Consider the following 22,345-nt stretch of genomic DNA (forward strand, 5'->3'; position numbering starts at 1 on the left):
TATGAGCATTGACTATGATAACTTCTTGTATGTGGCGAAACGACTTTTTCAGGCGCTGATTACTCTGCTATTGGCTTCTGTACTGTGTTTTGTCATCGTCCAACTGGCTCCGGGTGATTATCTTGATAAATATATCAATAATCCCCAAATTTCCCAGGAAACTCTCAATCAGTTTAGAGAACAATTCGGATTAGACCAACCTCCTATTATCCAATATTGGAATTGGCTTACCCAAATTGTCACTAGGGGGAACTTTGGCTATAGTTTTGAAAATCAGCGATCGGTCACTGATTTACTCTGGGAAAGAGTCCCCGCTACCTTGTTGTTAGCTATTTCTTCCCTAATTATAACTTGGGCGATCGCACTTCCCCTAGGAATTTTAGCCGCAGTTAATCAAAACCGCCGAGTCGATCGCACCTTACAAGTGATCAGCTACACTGGCCAAGGATTCCCCAGTTTCATCACCGCCTTACTGTTACTGTTTTTAGCACAAAAAACCTCCCCCCTCTTTCCCGTTGGAGGTATGACCAGCATAGACTATCCTGATTTGTCTCTCCTGGGGAAAATCGGTGATATTGCTTGGCACATGATTTTACCAACTTTGGCTTTAAGTATCACCAGTTTCGCCGGTCTACAGCGACTCATGCGCGGTCAATTACTCGATGTTTTACGTCAAGACTATATCCAAACTGCGCGCGCTAAAGGTCTCCCAGAAAACCGAGTTATTTATGTTCACGCTCTCCGAAATGCCATCAATCCTTTAATTACCTTATTAGGATTTGAATTCGCTAGTTTGTTAGGTGGCGCTTTTATTGCCGAAACCTTTTTTAACTGGCCGGGACTAGGAAGGTTAACTTTAGAAGCAGTTAGACAACAGGACCTTTATCTAGTTATGGCTAGTTTAATGATGGGTGCTGTTATGCTGATTCTGGGTAATCTTTTGGCGGATTTATTGTTAAAATCAGTAGACCCTCGCATCAAACTCGAAAACCTGAATTAATCCCCCCTCCGGTGCATCATACCCCCGTTATATCCATCCTAACCCCTCTCCTACACTGGGAGAGGGCAGTTAACCTATAAAGTGGCAAATTTATCTGATATGTCAATTAGGGCTTTTTGAATGCCTGGTTCACTCATGGAATGTCCAGCATCAGGAATAATAATTAACTCCGCTTCTGGCCAAGCCTGATGCAATTCCCAGGCGGTTTTCATGGGACAAACTACATCATAACGACCCTGAACTATCGCCCCTGGAATATGACGGATACTCTCAACATTAACTAATAGTTGGTCTTCCGATTCAAAAAAACCTTGATTGACAAAATAGTGGCATTCAATTCTAGCGAAAGCCGTGGCAAAATTGCCATCACCAAATCTTTCGATTAAATGCTGATCTGGTAATAATTTACTGGTGCCCGCTTCCCAAATTGACCAAGCCTTAGCCGCCGCCAATTGTATCTGGGGGTCATCACTGGTTAAACGACGATAATAAGCCGAGATTAAATCGTGACGTTCTTCTGGGGGAATAGGTTTAATATATTCCTCCCAAGCATCTGGAAAAATATAGCTTGCGCCCTCCTGATAAAACCATTGTAGTTCGGCTTTTCTTAACATGAAAATACCCCGCAAAATTAACCCCCGACAATGCTGGGGGTAAGTCTGACTATAGGCTAGGGATAGGGTGCTTCCCCAACTACCACCAAACACCACCCAACTGTTAATATTTAGGTGATTTCGCAGGCGATCGATATCTTCTACTAAATGCCAAGTGGTATTTTCTTCTAATTCTGCATGGGGGATACTTTGACCGCATCCCCGTTGGTCAAACATGATAATTCGCCACTTTTCCGGGTCAAAATATTGACGATATTCTGGTAAGCATCCGCCGCCGGGTCCGCCATGAAGGATGACAACGGGTTTACCTTTTGGGTTCCCGGACTGTTCAAAATAAATGGTATGCAAGGAACTAACTTGTAGTTTTCCTTCGGCGTAGGGTTCTATAGGAGGGTAAAGTTGGTTCATTTTCGAGTTATCAGAAGGTTGGCAATTAGTGTTTGATGGTGAGGGGATAAACGGCTTGAGAATTAAGCTGAAGTCTGCACATTTCTCGCCTAGCTAAACCGTCAGCATAGCACTGATTAACTTCTGTGGTTCCGTTTTCGGAGACGATCGCTTCTATGAAAAACACTTGGGGAACCTCGGAAAAAGCCCAGCCAAATTTCCCAGTTTCTCCGGGTTGTAACTCCCCGGGAATAACGGTAGCTTCGTGGCTTTCGACTTCTACTAAAATATCACCTTCCTGGCGGTATAAACGATAAACTACTTGTAGCGATCGCATTACGTCAGAACTATAATTAATCAGTCGCCCTTCTACGGTATAACTTCCCGCTGTTAGGGTTTCATTTTTAACTATTTGGATGCCACTAATTTGGAATGGCTGATTTTGGGCTAATAGCAATGGAGATCCAGTAACTATATGGGGAACTGATATAGCTGGGTTGGGGAAGAAGGCTCCCAGTCCTAATGCTGAGATTAAGAAAATCCGCGAATAATTTAACATAGGTCTAATCTGACATATAATGGTGATGGTGGTTAGCCTGGCTAATAATTGCCCAGGATAGCACCACTCCAATTTTATCGCGATCGCTGTCGGTTTTGATCGCCCGAAGCCAAAAACAGGCAAAATTCCCCTAGGGCTGATCATCTGCTAAAATTATCATTAAATTAGTACACCCACTGCCATTATCAATCATCTATGACTGCAACTGTCTCCACTCCCCACCGGGTGATCACCGAGAAAATTCGCCCGGAAATTCAAGCACTACAGCCTCAGTTAGTTAGCTGGCGGCGACATATTCACCAATACCCAGAGTTAGCATTTCAAGAAAAATTAACGGCTAAGTTTATTGCCGAAAAACTAGGGGAGTGGGGAATTAATCATCAAACTCAAATTGCCGAAACCGGAATTGTAGCCATTATTGAAGGTCGTCAACCGGGGCCAGTTTTAGCAATTAGGGCGGATTTTGATGCTTTACCTATTCAAGAACAAAATGAGGTAAGTTATAAATCTTGTCATGATGGAATTATGCACGCTTGCGGTCATGACGGACATACAGCGATCGCCCTAGGAACCGCCTATTATTTATCCCAACACAAACAGGATTTTTGTGGTACAATAAAAGTCATATTCCAACCTGCTGAAGAAGGGCCTGGCGGCGCATTACCCATGATTAAAGCCGGGGTGTTAAAAAATCCTGATGTTGAGGCAATTGTGGGGTTGCATTTGTGGAATAATTTGCCATTGGGGACGGTGGGGGTGCGCGCTGGTGCGTTAATGGCGGCAGTAGATATTTTTGAATGTCGCATATTTGGGAAGGGGGGACATGGAGGGATGCCGCATCAAACCATAGATGCAATCTTGTTAGGTTCCCAAATTGTTAATACCCTGCAAACTATTGTAGCCAGGAATGTTGACCCCTTAGAGTCTGCTGTGGTTACTGTGGGTTATTTCCATGCTGGAGATGCTCATAATGTGATTGCTGACCAAGCGACAATAAAGGGGACAGTCCGCTATTTTAATCGTCAATTACATGACTATTTTAGCAACCGAATCGAGTCAATTGTGGCGGGAATTTGTCAAAGTCATGGGGCGAGATATGAGTTAAATTATCAACGAACTTATCCCCCAGTAATTAACGATCCATCTGTAGCCAATTTGGTCAGAAGTGTAGCAGAATGTGTGGTAGAAACACCAGCGGGGATAGTGCCAAAATGTCAGACTATGGGAGGTGAGGATATGTCATTTTTCCTGCAAGAAGTACCGGGGTGTTATTTTTTCATGGGGTCTGCTAATAGCGATCGCAATTTAGCTTATCCGCACCATCATCCTCGGTTTGACTTTGACGAAACCGCCCTAAGTATGGGGGTAGAAATGTTTGTGCGGTGTGTAGAAAAGTTTAGCGCTGAAAAACCCTAACCGCTGAAATTATCGCCGCCAAATACCAAAGAGCGATCGTCATGTCTACAATAGGAGGCAGAGCGTTAAAATGCAGCTCTCGGTAGAGAATAAAAATTGATCACGGTATTCCAAAAGCTCATGAAACGTAGAACTAAGCCCACATCTCCCATAGCTTCCGCCTTTAACTATACCGCTATGGCCGTGATAGCAGGCGTTCTGGTGTTGGGAATTGGTATAGGTATGGCGATAAGTTCCACCGCCACCCTAACCCCCCAGAATGTAGCATCCAGCGAATTCATTGATCGCAGCGCTCCCAACCCAGAAATCTGTGTTAAATTCGGAGCCAGTGCCATGGTGACAGATTTACGGGTATTTGTGACCCTGAACCCGTTTAGTGTTTTCGTCGCTCAACCTCGGATGCAACCGGGATGCGTTTTGCGGACCAGTAACTGGGCTCTACTGAGACAGCGGAACCTGATCACCGTGGAAGAGGAAAGAGACTGTAAACACCGAATGAACACCTTTGGCTATACGGGAGACCTGAACGATGATGCAGAGGTAAGCTGTATCTACCAAAACAATAGCGCCCAGAACGATTTTCTAAATCAATCAGGTCTAATCCCGAACCGTCCTAGACCGGAGTCCGATCGCTTTTAAAATCCTTTAAAATCGTGGGCCAGTGGGCAAAGCTGGGGTAATTCCCAGCAAAAAGTCATTTTGGGCTAATTCCTGAACCAATCGGACTTGGACAACCTGACCCGGTTCAAGAATATGCTGTTGAGGGGAGCTAATAGCCCCAACAGCACCCCCAACAGCAGCCCCAGCTAGGAATCCTAATCCATCAAAACCACTAATGAGGAATCCTCCCAAACCGCCAATTCCTGACCCAATAGCCACATTTTCCGGCTTAATTGGTCTGGCACCTGGAATCCAAGTTGATTCAGCCACAAAGGGAATGCTACGACCTTCTAAGTTAATGGCTTGGGCGACAAAACGGGTTCCCTGATTAGTGGTTTCAAACCTTCCCACTACGGGGGTATCTGGAGGTACGACAAAATTACCTGCTGCGTCTACAATTCCCCCTTGGAGCAGTAAAACATCTTGGCGGTTAAATTGGGATTTCAGGCGCACATCGTCAATTCCAGGATATTGGAGGGTGATAGTTGTGCCGACGGGTAATAGGATACGACGGTCGGGGCGTTGGGTTTCTGGTAGGGGTAGGGGTCGAAAACTTTGGCTAGGTGGTGGTAATTCTGTGGGTAGAGGTTGACCATAGGGGATAGCCGCAGTGGTGGTGGACATGGGGAGAATTTGAGTTCCGACTGGTTGACTGAATGTATCTGGTCTCACCAAGTTGGTTTGGGTGGGGCGATTTAGGGGAACTCGCAGAAACTCAACATCTGGGAAAGTTTCGGGTTGAGGATTGGGTAAGGCGCTGATGGGGCGTGGTTGGGAGGTGAATTGGGGGGAAATATTGGCGGAGGTGGGAGACTGGCTTATGGGAGTTGTCGGGGCTGCTGTGGTTGTGGTTAAGTTATTTTCTGCGGGGGGTTGACGACGGGCTAACAACACGGGACGCAATACCCACTGATTTTCTACGCCAACTCGTCTCAGGTCAATTTCTCTGTCATCAAGAATGAAGCCGGGGGCGAAATCAACTGTCATTCGCGCTACGGTGGGTTCCAGTTGGCTAACGCTGACCCGACGCACTAAGCCGGACTCGTAGAGTTCGGTGACATTAACGCCTAAATCTGTATCTGGTAGGTCGATAATAATGCGGCTGGGTTGTTGGATGACGGCTAGTCGGGGTCTAACTCCTTCTGGTAGTTGGACTTGAACAGTTCCGTTATTGGGGTTGAGGGTCCACTGGGGAACGGTAACGGCTACAACTGTGTTGACGATCGCCTCTGTAGCTACTATGAAAGTGGCGATCGCTGTAGTTAGACCTAATTTAAAAAGACTAGGGAACCGCCGCCGTGTCAATTTCCCGGTGGGGAGTGGTTGGGTTGGCGCGGCACTGGAAAAACCAAGTGACACTGGAAACGGTCTATACTTGTTTTGCATGATCGCCACATCAAAAAAAGTGTTCTGAGAAAAGCTGATCGTTACTATAGCTCATCTCTGGAGTTACTATCATGTTTTGGGTGAGAATGCAAGCCTAACTCCTAGATTCTGAAACTCATGCAAAAGTGGCAAAGAWTGCGATCGCAAATGATCATAGACCATCCCTGGTGTCGGGTGCGCCAAGATGCGATCGCCCTTCCCGATGGAAACATTATAGATGATTTTTTTATCAATATTCGGCCTGATGTCGCCTTAGTTTTTGCTGTCACCGAAGACCAGCAGGTGATTTTTGTTCGCCAATACCGACATGGAGTCGAGCAGATTTTATTAGAACTCCCCGCTGGCGGTTTTGACCCCGCTACCGAAACCCCTACCGTCGCCGCCTTACGGGAACTTAGGGAAGAAACAGGTTATGTCGCCTCGTCTTTAATTCCCCTAGCTACCMTATACGATAATCCCGTCAAGGACACTAATTCTATTCATCTATTTTTGGCGGAAAATGTCCAGTTACAACACGAGAAGCAACTGGACCCCACCGAAGATATCCAAGTGGTTCTGATACCAGTGGCTGAAGTTATAGATGCGATCGCCAGCCACAAGATTCAAGTAGCCGGAACCATTGCCGCCATCTTTTTAGCCTGGGAATATCTCCAGAGGCAAAAAACTCAGTAATGAGTGAGCTATTATCTGCTATAATTATGGTATTAAGTTTATTCTTATAGTTCCGATTTCTCACCAGCGATCGTCCGTTAATGATTGAAATTTGCCGCACCCCAATTCCCCCCGCACGCACTAAGCGCATTGAAATTCCCGTGGCTCGTCTTCCCACTCAAACCATGCTCTCCCTACCCGTTATCGTCATCAATGGCTATACAGACGGACCAATACTCTGGCTCAGTGCGGCTATTCACGGGGACGAAATTAACGGCGTTGAAATCATTCATCAAGTTATGCAAAAAATTTCCCCTAAGCGGTTGCGTGGGACTGTAATTGCTGTTCCCATTGTCAATGTCTTTGGATTTATCGAACAATCTCGATATTTACCAGACCGCCGAGACTTAAACCGCTCATTTCCCGGTTCCAAAAGAGGAAGCCTCGCCTCCCGTCTAGCTAATTTATTCGTCCAAGAAATCGTCAATCACTCCACCCATGGGATTGACCTACATACAGCCTCAGCTCACCGTAATAATTTACCACAAATTCGAGCCAACTTAGATGATCCTGTCACCTACCAATGTGCGCGCGCTTTTGGAACCTCTGTGATTATTCACTCCCAACTTAGGGATGGTTCCCTACGTCAAGCCGCCACTCAAAAAGGGATTCCGGTTCTTCTTTATGAAGGAGGCGAAGCACTACGATTTAATTCCCATGCTATTTATATTGGCGTTCAAGGTATCCTACGGGTGATGGAAACCTTAGATATGTATGAGTTCAAATTTGATAACTTTCCCCTCGAACCTATAGAAGTGCAAAATACTCAATGGGTGCGTGCTTCTCGTAGTGGGATATTACAACTATCTATTGAGTTGGGGGAACGGGTATATAAGCGCCAACTACTAGGTGTTATATCTGATGCTTTTGGTGATACTAGCGTCAAAGTCAGGTCTCCTGCTGATGGATTAGTTATCGGAAATCAGCAAAATCCCTTAGTTAATCAAGGGGATGCTATAGTTAATTTGGCTCTCCTCAACTCTGAAGAGAGTCCCGTTCATATTCTGTCTTAGAATAATGTTCACTTGGGAGATAATATCGTCCGGTTTTACTTAACCCAGAAGGTCGCCGGGGAATTTCGATCGCAAATTCTGAGCCCTTATTTCGTACAGACCGACAGGTTAAATTTCCCCCATGTTTAGCCACAATTTGATAACTCATGGCTAATCCTAATCCAGTCCCACGACCCACGGGTTTAGTAGTAAAAAATGGTTCAAATAACCGCTGTCGGACTTCTTCTTCCATACCCAAACCATTATCAGAAATTTTAATTGACACCCAATCGGAGCTAATTAATGCGGTGCTAATCTCAATAGTAGGCTCGAAGTCAACCAAGCCATTTTCTAGTTTTTCCACCTCTAAAATCGCATCAATTGCATTACTTAAAATGCTCAAAAAAACCTGATTAAGTTGACCCGCATAACATTCTACTTTCGGCAAATCCCCATAATTGCGAACTACTTTAATTTCGGGAAACTCATGTTTTTCTAAGGTGGGAAGTCGTCCTTTTAGCCGATGTTGTAGGATTAATAATGTACTCTCAATTCCCTCATGAATATTGACGGGTTTCATTTCCGCCTCATCAAGTCTGGCAAAATTACGGAGAGACAGAACAATCTGCCTAATCCGATTTGCGCCGACCTCCATAGACTCTAAAATTCTGGGTAAATCCTCTATAATAAAACCCAGTTCTACTTCTTCAATGCGATCGCTAATTTCCGCAGCTGGCTGTGGATAATATCGCTGATATAATCGAATCAGTGCTAACAAGTCTTGCACATATTGAGACGCATAACTAATATTACCATAAATAAAGGTAACTGGGTTATTAATTTCATGGGCAATTCCTGCCACCATTTGACCCAAACTGGACAGCTTTTCATTTTGAATTAATTGTGATTGAGCTTGTCGGAGTTTTTTGAGGGTTAGTTCCAACTGTAAGGCTCTGGCGCGTTCCCTAGCTTCCGACTGTCGCAAAGCATCTTCAGCCTGTTTGCGATCGCTAATATCTCTAACTGTCCCGGTCATGCGTAGGGGTTTACCTTGCTCATCTCGACTCACCACTTGACCATGATTAAGCACCCATTTCCAACCCCCATTGTGGGTAAACATTCGGTGTTCAACCTCACAAAAAGTCGTGAGATTGTGCCAGTGTTGTTTTAAACAATAAATTACCTGATGGCGGTCTTGAGGATGCACCAACTTCAACCAAGAGCGAGCATGGGTGTTTATATGCTCCATGTCATAACCGAGCATTTGACCCCATTGAGGGCTAAAATAGACCTCATCAGTGGCTAAATTCCAATCCCATAAACCCTGATTAGTTCCGGTTAATGCTAATTGTAACCTTTCCTCATTAATCCGCAGAGCCTCCGAGGCTTGTTTTTGTTTGGTAATATCAAAAATTGCCCCCGCCAAACATAAAACTTGTTGGTCATCATCAAAGATACCTTGACCCTTATCATAAACCCATCTTTGGGAACCATCGGCTCGCAGTAACCGATACTCTAAAATATAGGGATTTCGTTTTTCTACAGATGTGTGAATCGCGTCTATAACCCTTTGTTTATCATCAGGATGAATCAGACTTGCAAAGCTAATCTGCCGGTTTAAAATCAAATCATTAGGGCTATAACCAGTGATAGATTCCACCCCCGGACTCATAAAAGTCATGGTGCGATCGATGTCTAAATTAGACCGATAAACTGCACCAGGAATATTAGAAACCAGGGTGCGAAATTCTCCCTGACGTTCCCGCAGCATTCTCTCAACTTGTTTGCGATCGCTAATATCTCGGATAAACACACATTGATATTCTTCACCTTTAAAGTTGAGATGATTAATCATCATTTCCACGGGAATTAGGCGACTATGTTTAGTCCGATAACGAGCCTCAATTTTTAAAGACCCACAGCGCCGCAGGATTTGCCAATGCAAATGCCAAGAATCTCGCGGAAAATCCGGGTTAATATCATGAATCGTCAATAACAATAACTCCTTGGGGGAATAACCCAACAGGCGAGAAGCTGACTCATTCACATAAATAATTTGTCCTTCTATCCCAATCCAAAAAATCGCATCGGCGGCTTTATCAATAGAAAATTGGGTGAGGGATAGGGTATCTTCCGCAGACCAGTTATTGATATTGGCATTTACTTTGATAGTTAATGGATTGTTATTAATGGAGTTGGGGGAGTTATTGGTAGCTGAATTATCTAGGCTAGATGCCAAATTATGGCGGCGAATAAACCCTAACATAGGTATCTGAAACCACCACAGCCAAAATAATATTAAGCTAGTGGCGAGTAATCCTAAAATGGCTAAGATAGCCACTACAAATATTCCCCCGACGGGATACCAGGGAATTTCTGTGTCCAGGATCTGAAAATTTCCCGCCATGACTAACCCCAAGCTGAGTAACCCAGAGTTACCGATGAAATTACCACCGCCGCGCCAAAAGGGTTGATTTGGGGTTGAAAATTGACAGCGATCGCCATAGATTGATAAGCTATTGTTGAGCATAGTCGCCCCACAGTAACTAACCAATGCGATCGCAGCAGTTAACCACAAATGTAGCCAGTTTGATAGTGCTTTTGGCAAAAATCCATGGCCCCTGACCATTAATCGATGAGGCTCATAACTTAATAAGTTGATCAAAACATATACCAGCAATTCTAGCATTTGTTAGATTATTGTTTTGGGTTCGCCTCCCCTCAACAGAGAGATCATATATTTGTCCACTAGGGGAAAACCTATCTATAAGCACCCATAATTCGGTGGTTATCCCCATGGAAAAGCATAATTAACCTAGCAAATTAGTTGCCCAATATTGAGATGTCTATAAATTAGGTGATAATAGGCGAAAGTTAATACAACTGCATTCGAGAAGATACCCGAATGGGAGGCATCTAGTCACCAACCAAGGGGTTGGCGGTAAGCGGGGAAATGCAGTATTGATTGCCATAACCAGAAAAGGGAAAAAATGGGAGCAATCCCCCAGGCGATCGCCTCCGAACCCCCCAGGGGAATTGGCATCCTAATTAGGAATTAGCCAGAACCCAATTGACAAGGGTTCGCACAGGAAATCCGGTCGCGCCAGTTTTATTATATCCCTTATCTTTATCTGTCCACACCGGGCCAGCAATATCCAAATGAGCCCAAGGGGTATCCTTAACAAACTGTTTCAGGAACAGAGTAGCGGTAATCGACCCCCCAGCGCGGGGTCCGGTATTTTTCATGTCAGCATGAATCGCCTTGAGTCCCTCAAAGTATTTTTCCTCAATTGGCATCCGCCAGAATTTCTCCCCCGCTTTTTCGGAAGCAGATTGTAACTGTTGCACCAGTTGATCATCAGAACTCCATAACCCAGCTATATCATCTCCCAAAGCCACGATACACGCTCCGGTAAGAGTTGCTAAATCCACAATAGCATCAACCCCTAGGCGGTCAGCAAAAACCAAAGCATCAGCCAAAGTTAAACGCCCTTCAGCGTCCGTATTATTGACTTCAATAGTTTTGCCATTAGAAGCGCGTAGGAAGTCTCCAGGGCGCATAGCACGGCCGCTAATCATGTTTTCAGTTACCGCACTGATAAAATGTACCTCAACTGTGGGTTTTAAGGTGGCGATCGCCTTAGCCGCCCCAAAAGTCGCCGCCGCCCCAGCCATATCCATTTTCATCATTTCGATGCCGCTACCCGTGGGTTTCAGGTTCAAACCACCCGAATCAAAAGTCAAACCCTTACCCACAATAGCTAGTTTCCGGGTAGGTGTTCCCTGGGGTTTATAGGTGAGATGGATAAACTTAGGAGGCAAATCCGAGGCTTGAGCCACCCCTAAAAATGCTCCCATCCCCAACTTTTCGCAATCTTCCCGTTCCAAAATTTCCAGTTGCAACCCATACTCAGCAGCCAGAGATTGAGCCAATTCTGCCATAGTTATGGGGTTAACTTCATTAGCCGGAGCCGCCACCAACTCCCGCGCCAAGAATACCCCAGAACAGATCTGTTGAGCCAGAGCAATCGCTGCTTCTGTACCCGGAAACCCTAGTAGTTCTACAGACTCGACTTGAATTTCTTTGTCCTTAGTTTCCGACTTAAAGCGATTATCCTGATACAGAACTAACTCTAATCCTTCTACAATAGCCCCCACCGTCTCCGAGGCATTCCCCACCGGGAAACTGATAGCCAGGGTTTTACCTTTGAGTGCTTTCGCCGCCTGTCCCGACGCAGCCGCCCCACGTCGGATAGCTTCTAGGGTGTAGTCCTCAGCAGACCCCAACCCCACTAAAACCACCTTACGAATGGGACTATTGCCACCCACACGACCAGAAGCACTACTATCAGCTTTTCCCTGAAAGTCTGATTCTTCGATAAGTTCTTGTAGGGTCCCACCCAGTTTTTGATTAAGTTCTGCKAAATCCCCAGTCAGTTCGACTTGTCCTTTAAACAGACCTATAGCTAATACATCTCCACTCCAGTCTAGGAGGTTAGTATCTGTGGCTCTAAATTCCATGTCTTATATCTCAATGCCTTTAAAGTACGACTTGGGCAATCTTCCTTAATCCTATCGTGAGGGCGGAAATTATTTCCCCCAAATTTTTCTGACCCTTCTCCCCGGACAGTATGGGCAAAAACCCATGATTTACAGGGATTTTTGTTAATCCCGACTAAAAAAGTCGGGTATTGTTGACGAGAATTTGACAACTGTGATAGTCTTCATCCAACAGTTAGAACAGCAGAAAAAAGCAGAGGTAAGTGTCATGACCCAGGCCACCCATAACCACACCACCACCCCCACCACCGGAGCTACTTTTGATAAACTCAAATGTAAAGAGTGCGGTGCGGAATATGCTCTGGAAGCCAAGCACGTTTGCGAGGTGTGTTTTGGTCCCCTGGAAGTTCACTATAACTATGACAACCTGCGTAAGCTGGTAACTCGCGAAACTATTGAAGCTGGCCCAAATTCTATCTGGCGTTATCGTCACTTTTTACCTGTAGCTACAGATAATGTTATTGATGTGGGAACTGGGATGACTCCCTTGGTTAAGTCGGAACGGTTAGCCCGCCGCCTAGGTCTTAAAAATCTTTATATTAAAAATGATGCTGTTAATATGCCTACCCTTAGCTTTAAGGATAGGGTGGTATCTGTGGCTCTCAGCCGCGCTAGAGAGTTAGGTTTTTCGACGGTTTCCTGTGCGAGTACGGGAAATTTAGCGAATTCTACGGCGGCGATCGCTGCTAAGGCTGGATTAGATTGTTGTGTATTTATTCCCTCCGATTTAGAAGCGGGGAAGGTGTTAGGAACATTAATTTATAATCCGATTCTGATGGCAGTTAGAGGCAATTATGACCAAGTTAATCGCCTCTGTTCAGAAGTAGCTAATACCTACGGCTGGGGTTTTGTTAATATCAACCTGCGTCCCTATTATTCCGAAGGTTCTAAAACTCTGGGCTTTGAAGTGGCAGAACAGTTGGGTTGGCGACTGCCAGATCATGTAGTAGCGCCGATCGCTTCTGGTTCTTTATACACCAAGATTCATAAAGGTTTCCAAGAGTTTGTTAAGGTGGGTTTAGTGGAAGATAAACCCGTGCGTTTTAGTGGCGCACAAGCGGAAGGTTGCTCTCCTGTAGCCCATGCTTTCAAAGAAGATCGCGACTTTATTACCCCCGTTAAACCTAATACGATCGCTAAATCTATCGCTATTGGTAACCCGGCTGATGGAGTGTATGCAGTAGAATTAGCCAAAAAGTCTGGCGGTCATGTGGAGTCAGTTAATGATGCTGAAATTATCGAGGGTATCAAATTACTGGCGGAAACTGAAGGTATCTTTACCGAGACCGCTGGCGGAACTACCATTGCGGTGTTGAAAAAACTGGTGGAAGCGGGTAAAATTGACCCGGATGAAACTACTGTTGTTTACATTACTGGAAATGGGTTAAAAACTCAGGAGGCGGTTCAGGGCTACGTTGGCGAACCTCTGACCATTGACCCGAAACTAGATAGCTTTGAAGTGGCGATCGAACGCGCACGGACTCTCGATCGCCTAGAATGGCAACAGGTTTTGGTTTAAGATTAGCCAAAATCCGGTAAGATCTGAAATCTTGGGGAAGGTGCAAGCCTTCTCCTTTTGACGGCAATTTTCTATTCAATTAATCAACAATGGCTGTTAAAGTTTTAATTCCCACTCCCCTGCAAAAGTTCACTGACAACCAAGCTACCCTTGAGTGTGAGGGGACGAACATTATGGAATTAATTGATTCCCTGGAAGCTAATTGTCCAGGTATCAAGAAAAGTCTCTGTGATGATGAAGGAAAACCGAGGCGCTTTTTGAATTTCTACGTCAACAGTGAGGATATTCGCTTCCTAGATGGTACGAATACCGCCTTAGCTGATGGTGATGAAGTCAGTATTGTTCCGGCTGTAGCTGGAGGCTAGAGGGAGGACTGAGAAACCGGGTTTCTGAAACTGTTACCTGGTGTAACTGGTGTAACGGGTTCCGTAACTCCTTTTGGGATAGGAACCCTTACCATTGACACTCCCCAGCCTAAAGGCGTGGGGATTCTTCCTTCAACGACTCGACTTGCTCTGACAGGTTTGCACCAACCAAAGTAGCGGTCAAATCTCCAGAAGCGTTAAGTTTCCGTATGCCCTACGGTACTTAAGGCAGCCTTCAGAATGTTGATGGCTGCGTTATAGTCTCGGTCTAACTCACACCCACACTGACAAATATGGGTTCGAGTTGAGAGACTTTTCTTGACAATCGTGCCGCAGCTCGAGCATTTTTGAGAGGTATAAGCAGGGTTTACCGCTACGGTAATCTTGCCAAATTTTACCCCAAAATACTCCAACCATTTCCTGAACTGATACCAAAGAGCATCGTGAATGGACTTGGCAAGACAGTGGTTTCTCACAATATTCTTAATCCTCAAATCTTCGTAGGCCACCATCGAAGCTTGACGAGCCGTGCTGTTGAGTTCTCGAGCCCAGTCATACTCTCGAGCGAGGACTCGACAGTATTTGTTAAGGTCGTATTTGTTAACACCTCGGTTGTCCATCCAATAGCGTAGTGCTTTGTTACGAACGAATTGTGCGGTTCGGATCGCTTCGTCAATCGCTGCGTATTGGTGGGACTTCCCTTTAACTTTGAACTCGAGAACAAGCATGGCTCGAACAGACTGTTATGGTGTTTACGATAGCACAAAATGCTTGGCTAAGTGAAAGCCGCCCTAGAAGGGCGGGGTTTTAGACCCATGATTTTTGATAAAAATTTAGGATATTAACTCATTTTCTTAAAGCATTAGCGATCGCCCCTTCTAATTCGCTTTGGGAGAGGCTAGTCACAAAAAAGACTTCCTGAACGGTTTTTCCCGCCCTAGCCAACACCTTAAAGCCGCCACGAATAGGAACAGATACTCTTAACTTCATGTGCGGACAATGAGCCTTAGCCCTAGTGATTACTCCTGGGGTAATCGTATGAATTCCCTGATACTTGGTTAATCTATCTAAAACAGGGATCAAGCCCTGAAGGTGGGTAGAGTGGTTCCAAACCAACCGCCCTGAGTTTTTATTATTCATGATTTTTGTGAAAACGCTACTACATCATTCTAAAAAAAAAGTAGGGACAATTCACCAATTATCCCTACATATATTATCGATGCAATAACAATAGGCTTAAAAACCTACGCCTAGCAATTAGTCAGCGGCTTGGGGAAGCAGTTCCCGTTTCTCGCCTTGTAAGACTTGAACTTGACCGTCTTCATTGACATCAACGATCGCCGTATCGCCTTCTTTGACGCGACCAGAGAGGATTTCCTCAGCGAGGCTATCTTCCAGCAAACGCATAATGGCGCGACGCAGGGGACGCGCACCGTAGCTGGGGTTATAACCTTCTTCTACCAGTCTTTCTTTAAAGCGATCGGTAATTTCCAGGCGAATGCCTTTTTCCGTCAGGCGACCGAACACCTCGTTAAGCATAATTACCGCGATTTCCTTGACCTCATCTTTATTGAGTTGACGGAAGACGATAATCTCATCCAGACGGTTGAGGAACTCCGGACGGAAGTATTGCTTGAGTTCTTCATTAACCAGGTTGCGAATGCGGTTATATTGAGCATCAGCTTGATTTTCTTCAAACTCGAACCCAAGACCGCCGCCACCTTTTTCGATCACCTTAGATCCAATGTTGCTCGTCATGATGATCAGGGTGTTTTTAAAGTCCACGGTGCGACCTTTAGCATCGGTCAAGCGCCCATCTTCCAAAATCTGCAATAACATATTGAAGACATCGGGGTGAGCTTTTTCGATTTCGTCGAACAGCACCACGGTATAAGGACGACGGCGCACCGCTTCGGTGAGTTGTCCACCTTCGTTGTAACCCACATAGCCGGGAGGGGAACCGATGAGTTTAGAAACGGTGTGCCGCTCCATAAATTCCGACATATCCAGGCGGATCATGGCTTCTTCTGAGCCGAAGAAGTAGGCGGCGAGGGATTTAGTCAACTCGGTTTTACCTACCCCTGTGGGTCCAGAGAAGATGAAACTAGCGATGGGTCGGTTGGGGTTCTTGAGTCCGACACGGGCGCGACGGATAGCGCGAGAAACGGCTTTGACAGCCTCTTCCTGACCAATAAGACGCTGGTGGAGGGTGTCTTCCATGTGCAGGAGTTTCTCGGACTCGGACTCGGTGAGTTTGTTAACGGGAATCCCGGTCCAACTGGCGACGATTTGGGCGATATCCTCTTCTGTTACCATGGGGGAATCGTCCTCGTCGGTGCGAGTTTCGGATTTTTTGTTTTGAGCGATCGCCCGAATTTGGGACTTAATTTCCATTTCGCGATCGCGCAATTCTCCGGCTCGGTCAAAGTCCTGGGAGCGCACCGCGTCATCTTTCTCTTTGAGGACTTGTCGCAATTCCTTGTCGAGTTCTTTGGCGGCTGGGGGAAGTTGGGAGTTAATCAGGCGCACCCGCGATCCGGCTTCATCAATCAAATCGATCGCCTTATCGGGGAGATAGCGATCGCTAATATAGCGATCGGACAATTTCGCTGCCGCTTCGATAGCTTCATCAATGATTTTCAGCTTGTGGTGCTGCTCATAGCGTTCCCGCAGTCCATAAAGAATCTCAATGGTTTCGGGTACCGAAGGCTCACCCACCATCACTGGTTGGAACCGACGTTCCAGGGCGGCATCCCGTTCAATATGCTTGCGGTACTCATCGAGGGTAGTAGCACCGATACACTGCAACTCACCCCGCGCCAAAGCTGGCTTGAGGATATTAGCTGCATCGATAGCCCCTTCCGCAGCACCTGCACCAATGAGGGTGTGAACCTCATCAATTACCAGGATGACATTACCGCAAGAGCGGATTTCATCCATAATCTTTTTGAGTCGTTCCTCAAACTCACCCCGATACTTAGTACCAGCCACCAAGAGGCCGATATCGAGGGTAACAACTCGTTTATCTTCCAGGATATCGGGAATGTCATTTTGAGCAATGCGCTGGGCGAGACCTTCGGCGATCGCGGTTTTACCGACACCGGGTTCTCCAATTAGCACCGGATTATTTTTAGTACGACGACCCAAAATTTGGATCACCCGCTCAATTTCCTTTTGTCGTCCCACTACCGGGTCAAGTTTGCCCTCGGAGGCCATTTGGGTCAAATTCGAGCCAAACTCATCGAGGGTTGGGGTCTTAGTGCGACCACTACTGCCCCCGGCGGCGACTTCGGCGGTTTCACCCAACATCCGAATTACCTGGGTGCGAACCTTCGACAGGTCAACCCCCAAATTTTCCAGGACACGAGCGGCTACTCCTTCTCCTTCTCGGATCAGACCCAGAAGCAAATGTTCTGTCCCGATATAATTATGTCCGAGTTGACGAGCCTCTTCTAAGGAGAGTTCTAAAACCCTTTTGGCGCGCGGAGTGAAAGGAATTTCAACGGCGACAAACCCGGAGCCGCGGCCGATGATTTTTTCGACCTCGATCCGAGCATCTTTGAGGTTGACCCCCATCGATTTCAGGACTTTGGCTGCTACGCCAGTCCCTTCGCCAATCAGACCCAGGAGGATCTGTTCTGTTCCTACGAAGTTATGTCCCAGGCGGCGTGCTTCCTCCTGGGCTAACATGATCACCTTAATGGCTTTTTCTGTGAAGCGTTCAAACATGGCTAGTTTTTATCACCTGCTGCTGGCTCGTATGCTAATTTTAGCGTGATATTTTCAATGATCGGGTAAAACTATGCTGAAAGTTGCTCAACAAGTTTCACTTATGGGATTGACTCATTTTTAATTGTATCTAGGGGATCAGGTATTTGGGTTGGCGATCGGCTCATCTTTGGCTATTGAGTAGTCCCCAATGGCTACAGAATCTGCCGAATAGGGACAAGGTACCCGAAATCGAATCAGTGATTCTGTATCGTGGTTGTCTGTCTCTGATCCCGGATTCTAGCACAATCTCAAATAAGACTTGGGAGACCAGAAAGCCAAAGTATTAGGGCATCTTCTCCGGTGTCGGCATAGTATTTGTTGCGCCTTCCCGCGATTTGGAAGCCGAATTTTTGATATAGAGATAGGGCGATATCATTGGAAGCCTTAACTTCTAAGGTCGCATGGGATAATCCTCGCTGTTGGGCGAGTTGCAGTAAAGCCCGCAGTAAATTTGACCCTAGACCTAAGCGCCGATAATCGGGATGAATGGCTAGTAAAGTGATATGGGCTTCGTCTACAATAGCCCAGAGACAACCGATGCCTATGACGGGTGGGGGTGGCGTTTGGGGGACTTCTACGGAAATTGTCTGTAAACCGGACAAGGGTTGTCCGTAGGTTGGATGTGTCCAGATGACCAGATCGCTATTGGCGCTATTTAATTCCCTTTGATATCCAGATTGATTCCATAATCCACCTAAGCAGAGGCGATCGAGTTCTACTACTGCGGGTAATAAGTCGGGGGTGAGAAGTTTGAGTTGTAGGATGGTCACAGAGGCTGGGGTGAAAGCTAATAGATAGATTAAGATTAACAATGGTGACAGAAATTTGGTACGATCGCAGATACACGCGCCGATAAATAAACTAACTATTGATACTAAAACTGTGGAAAATTCTGGACTTCAGTACCTACTCAACTCGGAAAAAGGCACAACCTCGATATCGCCTAACCAACAACTGTTACCCCTCACGGCTACGGTCAACCACCAAGATCACCTAGAAATTGGCGGTTGTGATGTGGCGGAAATGGTCAGTCAGTTTGGTTCCCCTCTGTATATATTAGACGAAGTGACGGTCCGTACTGCTTGCCGTCAATATCGGGAGGCTTGGGAAAAATACTACCCGGGAGAATCGCTGATTCTTTATGCTTCTAAGGCATGGAATTGTTTAGCGGTTTGTGCAATAGTTGCCTCGGAAGGTTTGGGGACTGATGTGGTTTCCGGTGGGGAACTATACACGGCAAACATGGCGGGGGTGAGTCCCGATAAGATTTACCTACATGGTAACAACAAATCGCGATCAGAACTGGAGTTAGCCATTAGCACTGGCTGTACTGTGGTGGCTGACAACTGGCTAGACCTGACCAACCTGGTGGAGTTGGCAGATCAAATGTCGGTAACATCTCCCGTGCGGGTGATGATCAGATTTACGCCGGGTATTGAGTGCCACACCCATGAGTATATTCGGACGGGACATCTTGATAGTAAATTCGGGTTTGATCCTAATCAACTCGATGAGGTGTTTAAATTTGTCAGTAGCAATCCATCCCTATGCTGCGAGGGAATTCACGCTCATATTGGCTCTCAGATTTTTGAACTGCAACCCCATCAAGACTTGGCTGGGGTGCTAATGGATGCGGTCACTAAAGGCAGTCAGTATGGTTTAAATATTACGGAAGWTAATGTGGGGGGAGGTTTAGGGATTCGGTATACAGAAGATGATGACCCCCCCAGTATTGAAAGTTGGGTGAGTGCGATCGCCTCATCGGTCGTCGCCGCCTGTGAACAACGCCAGATCCCTTTACCTAAGCTGTTGTGTGAGCCAGGGCGATCGATTATTGGTCCGGCGGCGATCACTGCTTACACGATTGGTTCGCGCAAAGAGATTCCAGATATGCGAACTTATATAGCAGTGGATGGGGGAATGTCAGATAATCCCCGTCCGATTACTTATCAATCTGTCTACAGAGTGGTAATTGCTAATCGGATGTCGGCACCATTAACCGAAACCATAACAGTAGCTGGCAAACATTGCGAATCTGGGGACATCTTAATCCAACAAGCCCATCTCCCCGGAGATTGTCAAACTGGTGATATCTTGGTGGTAATGGCAACGGGAGCCTACAATTATAGTATGGCTTCTAACTATAATCGTCTGCCTCGTCCGGCAGCGGTTCTGGTGAATGAGGGAATAAGTACGATCATTATTCAACGGGAGACCTATTCAGATCTGATTCGTCAGGATCGTTTACCCGAAAGGCTTGGCGATCGCCCTTGATGCCTTAATTTAAGTAACTAACGCGGGGTTAGACATCGCCCCGCATCATGCCTGTCCCCATTTGAGGATGAGGAATCGAGTCCCCAGCAATATAGATAATTAATTCATTATCGATAAGTTGGGAGTTCGGGAAGATGTCAATAGTTTTAACCTCATATCGCGTTCAATGAGTTCGGGTCAAAGTCAAGACCCTGCCTGGCTTGAGTCCTGGTTGGTTAACAGCATCGATATTGGACTGGTTTTTGCCGTCGCCTATATCGTCCTTGTGATTATTGGAGAGCGTCGAACCTTGTGGATGGTTCGAGGTTTCATTGTGTTAATGTTGGCAACGGCCATCAGTAATTGGGCTAATCTGAGACTGCTTTATATTGCCCTAAATAGTTTGGTAACTGGTTCCGCAGTGGCTATGGCTGTAATTTTGCAGTCAGAGTTTAGACAATTTCTGGAAAAATTAGGGCGAGGGGAGGTGCTGCAACTGTTTGCTGCCAGCCGAAAAGGTATCCCTGAATCCGATGGAGTCATTGATCAAATTGTCGAGGCGGTCAAAGAACTTTCTCAAAACCGTACTGGGGCTTTGATTATAATTGAAATAGGCAGTCCCATTGATGAGCGTGATTTTTCCGTTCCGGGTGTGCGTTTAAATGCGGAAGTTTCCAGGGAACTGCTACAGACGATTTTTCAGCCTAAAACTCTACTCCATGATGGTGCGGTGCTGATTAGAGCCTCTAGGGTGGCTGCTGCAGGGGTGATTTTGCCCCTGTCTGAACGGATAGCCTCGCGACAGTTGGGAACCCGCCATCGAGCAGCTATGGGCATTACAGAAAGGGTTGCTAAGTGTGTATGTATTGTGGTTTCCGAGGAAACTGGGTCAATTTCTCTGGCTGATAAGGGTGTACTGAACCGACCCCTAACCAGTAGTAAACTCAAGGAGTTATTAGAAGCTCGGTCTTTTCTAGCGGGGGATGATAAAACTAAGCCTCCTATTTCCATAGATACCCTTAAACGGCGGATAGGATTAAAGAGGTTGTCGTTCATTTCCAAGGTGTTCCGTTTTCGTTCGTCAGCTTCTCGGGAGAAAAAATGAATCGAAAGCCAAGGGTTATACATGAGTTACCTGCTGACCTTGACCGAAATCGCCTCCCAAACCATGTCGCGGTGATCATGGATGGTAATGGTCGCTGGGCGAAACGTCGGGGACTACCACGCACTATGGGGCATCGGCGAGGGATTGATGCTCTCAAGAATTTACTCCGTTACTGTCGTGATTGGGGAATTAATGCTTTAACGGTTTATGCGTTTTCCACCGAAAATTGGGGGCGACCCCTAGAAGAAGTAGATTTTTTGATGGCTTTGTTTGAGCGGGTTCTCATGCGGGAACTTGAGGAGATGATGGAGGAGGAGGTTAGGATTAGGTTTGTGGGTAATTTGCATCGGCTTCCTGCTTCTCTGAGGGAGTGCATTGAGAAGTCAATGGAGACTACCCGCAATAATGAGGGGATTTTGTTTACTGTGGCTACTAATTACGGGGGACGGGAGGAGATTGTTAGGGCTTGTCAGGCGATCGCCAATCAGGTTAAACAGGGTACTCTCGAACCGGAAGCCATTGATGGGGCTTTATTTGAAAAGTATTTGTATACAGCCGGAACTTGTGACCCGGATTTATTGATTCGCACCAGTGGGGAATTACGGATTAGTAATTTTTTGCTCTGGCAAATTGCCTATGCTGAGATTTATGTGACTGACACTCTCTGGCCGGATTTTAACAGCCATGAGTTTCACCAGGCCCTGTGTTCTTATCAGCAGCGAGAGCGTCGATTTGGTAAGGTGGGTACTCGTGATTGAATTAGGGACCGGAAAAAACCGCTTGTTCGATATCTTGACGACTGAGGGAGTATTTAAAGGAGCGTTGAATATCTTGGCCGTCTGTACCTGCGCCAATGTAACGTACTGTTATTTGGTCAATATCCAACCATAGGTCGGCTTTCCATGTGGGCTTTTCTACTTGCCAAMAATGGAGTTCCTGGAGGTCTTGTTCACCGCCCAGGGAGCGTAACCAGTCTTCTATTTCTGGTAGGGGATGGTTATATAGGGGGGTATTGGGACTTGGTAAGGTCATAATTGATTGCTGTTG

General features: G+C 46.1%; 20 protein-coding genes and 1 pseudogene. 10 read left to right on the forward strand and 11 right to left on the reverse strand.

Translation table 11 applies throughout. The annotated features are described in order from the left end of the window. The first annotated feature begins 1 nt into the window (after position 1). Positions 2–1,000, forward strand: a complete 999-nt coding sequence (locus B9T16_RS01220; RefSeq protein WP_006619416.1) for an ABC transporter permease — start codon at positions 2–4, stop codon at positions 998–1,000. A gap of 74 nt (positions 1,001–1,074) precedes the next feature. Here B9T16_RS01220 and pip read toward each other — a convergent pair whose 3' ends face one another. Together pip and B9T16_RS01230 are read right to left on the reverse strand one after the other, a co-directional pair. After that, entirely contained in the window at positions 1,075–2,022 is a 948-nt protein-coding gene (gene pip, locus B9T16_RS01225) for a prolyl aminopeptidase (protein ID WP_410243936.1), read from the reverse strand. A 25-nt stretch (positions 2,023–2,047) separates the two neighbouring features. Then, the gene (locus tag B9T16_RS01230) at positions 2,048–2,704 is read right to left on the reverse strand and encodes a hypothetical protein (protein WP_410243937.1); all 657 of its coding nucleotides are present in this window, start codon (positions 2,702–2,704) and stop codon (positions 2,048–2,050) included. Between the two features lie 51 nt (positions 2,705–2,755). On the opposite strand from B9T16_RS01230, the gene B9T16_RS01235 reads away from it, so the two are divergent. Next, the gene (locus B9T16_RS01235) at positions 2,756–3,976 is read left to right on the forward strand and encodes a M20 family metallopeptidase (RefSeq protein ID WP_410243938.1); all 1,221 of its coding nucleotides are present in this window, start codon (positions 2,756–2,758) and stop codon (positions 3,974–3,976) included. Positions 3,977–4,096: 120 nt separating this feature from the next. Continuing rightward, the gene (locus B9T16_RS01240; RefSeq protein WP_006620705.1) at positions 4,097–4,615 is read left to right on the forward strand and encodes a DUF3172 domain-containing protein; all 519 of its coding nucleotides are present in this window, start codon (positions 4,097–4,099) and stop codon (positions 4,613–4,615) included. Positions 4,616–4,621: 6 nt separating this feature from the next. On the opposite strand, the gene B9T16_RS01245 is transcribed toward B9T16_RS01240, so the two are convergent. Further along, positions 4,622–6,022, reverse strand: coding sequence for an AMIN domain-containing protein (locus B9T16_RS01245; protein ID WP_410243939.1), 1,401 nt, complete (start codon positions 6,020–6,022; stop codon positions 4,622–4,624). Positions 6,023–6,139: 117 nt separating this feature from the next. Here B9T16_RS01245 and B9T16_RS01250 point away from each other — a divergent pair, with 117 nt between their 5' ends. Both B9T16_RS01250 and B9T16_RS01255 read left to right on the forward strand, forming a co-directional pair. After that, the gene (locus B9T16_RS01250; RefSeq protein WP_410243940.1) at positions 6,140–6,694 is read left to right on the forward strand and encodes an NUDIX hydrolase; all 555 of its coding nucleotides are present in this window, start codon (positions 6,140–6,142) and stop codon (positions 6,692–6,694) included. 80 nt (positions 6,695–6,774) lie between these two features. Beyond that, positions 6,775–7,746 (forward strand): succinylglutamate desuccinylase/aspartoacylase family protein, encoded by a 972-nt coding sequence (locus B9T16_RS01255; RefSeq protein WP_006618434.1) that lies wholly within the window; start codon positions 6,775–6,777, stop codon positions 7,744–7,746. Here the strand turns inward: B9T16_RS01255 and B9T16_RS01260 are convergent. From B9T16_RS01260 to B9T16_RS01270, 3 genes are all read right to left on the reverse strand, one after another. Continuing rightward, positions 7,709–10,354 (reverse strand): PAS domain-containing protein, encoded by a 2,646-nt coding sequence (locus tag B9T16_RS01260; protein ID WP_410243941.1) that lies wholly within the window; start codon positions 10,352–10,354, stop codon positions 7,709–7,711. The two genes, B9T16_RS01255 and B9T16_RS01260, sit on opposite strands and share 38 nt — an antisense overlap. A 291-nt stretch (positions 10,355–10,645) precedes the next feature. Continuing rightward, the gene (locus B9T16_RS01265; RefSeq protein ID WP_410243942.1) at positions 10,646–10,768 is read right to left on the reverse strand and encodes a hypothetical protein; all 123 of its coding nucleotides are present in this window, start codon (positions 10,766–10,768) and stop codon (positions 10,646–10,648) included. Positions 10,769–10,773: 5 nt separating this feature from the next. Next, complete coding sequence (locus B9T16_RS01270) at positions 10,774–12,246, reverse strand: leucyl aminopeptidase (RefSeq protein ID WP_410243943.1); 1,473 nt, start codon at positions 12,244–12,246, stop codon at positions 10,774–10,776. Positions 12,247–12,493: 247 nt separating this feature from the next. Here B9T16_RS01270 and thrC point away from each other — a divergent pair, with 247 nt between their 5' ends. Beyond that, positions 12,494–13,804 (forward strand): threonine synthase, encoded by a 1,311-nt coding sequence (thrC, locus tag B9T16_RS01275; RefSeq protein ID WP_043468138.1) that lies wholly within the window; start codon positions 12,494–12,496, stop codon positions 13,802–13,804. A gap of 89 nt (positions 13,805–13,893) precedes the next feature. Beyond that, positions 13,894–14,169, forward strand: a complete 276-nt coding sequence (locus B9T16_RS01280) for a MoaD/ThiS family protein (protein WP_014274878.1) — start codon at positions 13,894–13,896, stop codon at positions 14,167–14,169. 109 nt (positions 14,170–14,278) lie between these two features. Here the strand turns inward: B9T16_RS01280 and B9T16_RS01285 are convergent. From B9T16_RS01285 to rimI, 4 genes and pseudogenes are all read right to left on the reverse strand, one after another. Beyond that, a pseudogene (locus tag B9T16_RS01285) lies at positions 14,279–14,897 on the reverse strand (RNA-guided endonuclease InsQ/TnpB family protein). A gap of 118 nt (positions 14,898–15,015) precedes the next feature. Next, positions 15,016–15,309, reverse strand: coding sequence for a DUF2103 domain-containing protein (locus B9T16_RS01290; RefSeq protein ID WP_006618429.1), 294 nt, complete (start codon positions 15,307–15,309; stop codon positions 15,016–15,018). A 117-nt stretch (positions 15,310–15,426) separates the two neighbouring features. Continuing rightward, positions 15,427–17,898 carry an ATP-dependent Clp protease ATP-binding subunit gene (locus B9T16_RS01295; protein ID WP_006618428.1) on the reverse strand — a complete coding sequence of 824 codons (2,472 nt, stop codon included), beginning with the start codon at positions 17,896–17,898 and terminating at the stop codon, positions 15,427–15,429. A gap of 290 nt (positions 17,899–18,188) precedes the next feature. Beyond that, complete coding sequence (gene rimI, locus B9T16_RS01300; RefSeq protein WP_014274874.1) at positions 18,189–18,710, reverse strand: ribosomal protein S18-alanine N-acetyltransferase; 522 nt, start codon at positions 18,708–18,710, stop codon at positions 18,189–18,191. 112 nt (positions 18,711–18,822) lie between these two features. Between rimI and lysA the strand changes: the two genes are divergently transcribed. The 3 genes from lysA (at position 18,823) to B9T16_RS01315 (ending at position 22,056) form a co-directional block, all read left to right on the forward strand. After that, positions 18,823–20,214 (forward strand): diaminopimelate decarboxylase, encoded by a 1,392-nt coding sequence (gene lysA, locus B9T16_RS01305; protein ID WP_410243944.1) that lies wholly within the window; start codon positions 18,823–18,825, stop codon positions 20,212–20,214. A gap of 166 nt (positions 20,215–20,380) precedes the next feature. Then, positions 20,381–21,298 carry a diadenylate cyclase CdaA gene (gene cdaA / locus B9T16_RS01310; RefSeq protein WP_006618425.1) on the forward strand — a complete coding sequence of 306 codons (918 nt, stop codon included), beginning with the start codon at positions 20,381–20,383 and terminating at the stop codon, positions 21,296–21,298. After that, complete coding sequence (locus B9T16_RS01315; protein WP_006618424.1) at positions 21,295–22,056, forward strand: isoprenyl transferase; 762 nt, start codon at positions 21,295–21,297, stop codon at positions 22,054–22,056. Before cdaA ends, B9T16_RS01315 begins: the two co-directional genes overlap by 4 nt. A gap of 1 nt (position 22,057) precedes the next feature. Here the strand turns inward: B9T16_RS01315 and B9T16_RS01320 are convergent, their stop codons facing one another. After that, on the reverse strand, positions 22,058–22,330 hold the full coding sequence (locus B9T16_RS01320; RefSeq protein WP_410243945.1) for a DUF3143 domain-containing protein: 273 nt from the start codon (positions 22,328–22,330) through the stop codon (positions 22,058–22,060). Between the last annotated feature and the right edge of the window lie 15 nt (positions 22,331–22,345).

It is taken from the genome of Arthrospira sp. PCC 8006 (assembly GCF_046480465.1).
Classification (GTDB): Bacteria; Cyanobacteriota; Cyanobacteriia; order Cyanobacteriales; family Microcoleaceae; genus Limnospira; species Limnospira platensis.

Excerpts from the sequence above, each read along its gene's own strand:
- pip (WP_410243936.1), bottom strand. The coding sequence starts at position 2,022 with ATGAACCAACTTTACCCTCCTATAGAACCCTACGCCGAAGGAAAACTA.
- thrC (WP_043468138.1), top strand. The coding sequence starts at position 12,494 with ATGACCCAGGCCACCCATAACCACACCACCACCCCCACCACCGGAGCT.
- B9T16_RS01280 (WP_014274878.1), top strand. The coding sequence starts at position 13,894 with ATGGCTGTTAAAGTTTTAATTCCCACTCCCCTGCAAAAGTTCACTGAC.
- B9T16_RS01265 (WP_410243942.1), bottom strand. The coding sequence starts at position 10,768 with ATGCCAATTCCCCTGGGGGGTTCGGAGGCGATCGCCTGGGGGATTGCT.
- B9T16_RS01220 (WP_006619416.1), top strand. The coding sequence starts at position 2 with ATGAGCATTGACTATGATAACTTCTTGTATGTGGCGAAACGACTTTTT.
- B9T16_RS01230 (WP_410243937.1), bottom strand. The coding sequence starts at position 2,704 with ATGATCAGCCCTAGGGGAATTTTGCCTGTTTTTGGCTTCGGGCGATCA.
- B9T16_RS01235 (WP_410243938.1), top strand. The coding sequence starts at position 2,756 with ATGACTGCAACTGTCTCCACTCCCCACCGGGTGATCACCGAGAAAATT.
- B9T16_RS01315 (WP_006618424.1), top strand. The coding sequence starts at position 21,295 with ATGAATCGAAAGCCAAGGGTTATACATGAGTTACCTGCTGACCTTGAC.
- B9T16_RS01295 (WP_006618428.1), bottom strand. The coding sequence starts at position 17,898 with ATGTTTGAACGCTTCACAGAAAAAGCCATTAAGGTGATCATGTTAGCC.
- B9T16_RS01240 (WP_006620705.1), top strand. The coding sequence starts at position 4,097 with ATGAAACGTAGAACTAAGCCCACATCTCCCATAGCTTCCGCCTTTAAC.
- B9T16_RS01245 (WP_410243939.1), bottom strand. The coding sequence starts at position 6,022 with ATGCAAAACAAGTATAGACCGTTTCCAGTGTCACTTGGTTTTTCCAGT.
- B9T16_RS01260 (WP_410243941.1), bottom strand. The coding sequence starts at position 10,354 with ATGGTCAGGGGCCATGGATTTTTGCCAAAAGCACTATCAAACTGGCTA.
- B9T16_RS01255 (WP_006618434.1), top strand. The coding sequence starts at position 6,775 with ATGATTGAAATTTGCCGCACCCCAATTCCCCCCGCACGCACTAAGCGC.
- cdaA (WP_006618425.1), top strand. The coding sequence starts at position 20,381 with ATGAGTTCGGGTCAAAGTCAAGACCCTGCCTGGCTTGAGTCCTGGTTG.
- B9T16_RS01290 (WP_006618429.1), bottom strand. The coding sequence starts at position 15,309 with ATGAATAATAAAAACTCAGGGCGGTTGGTTTGGAACCACTCTACCCAC.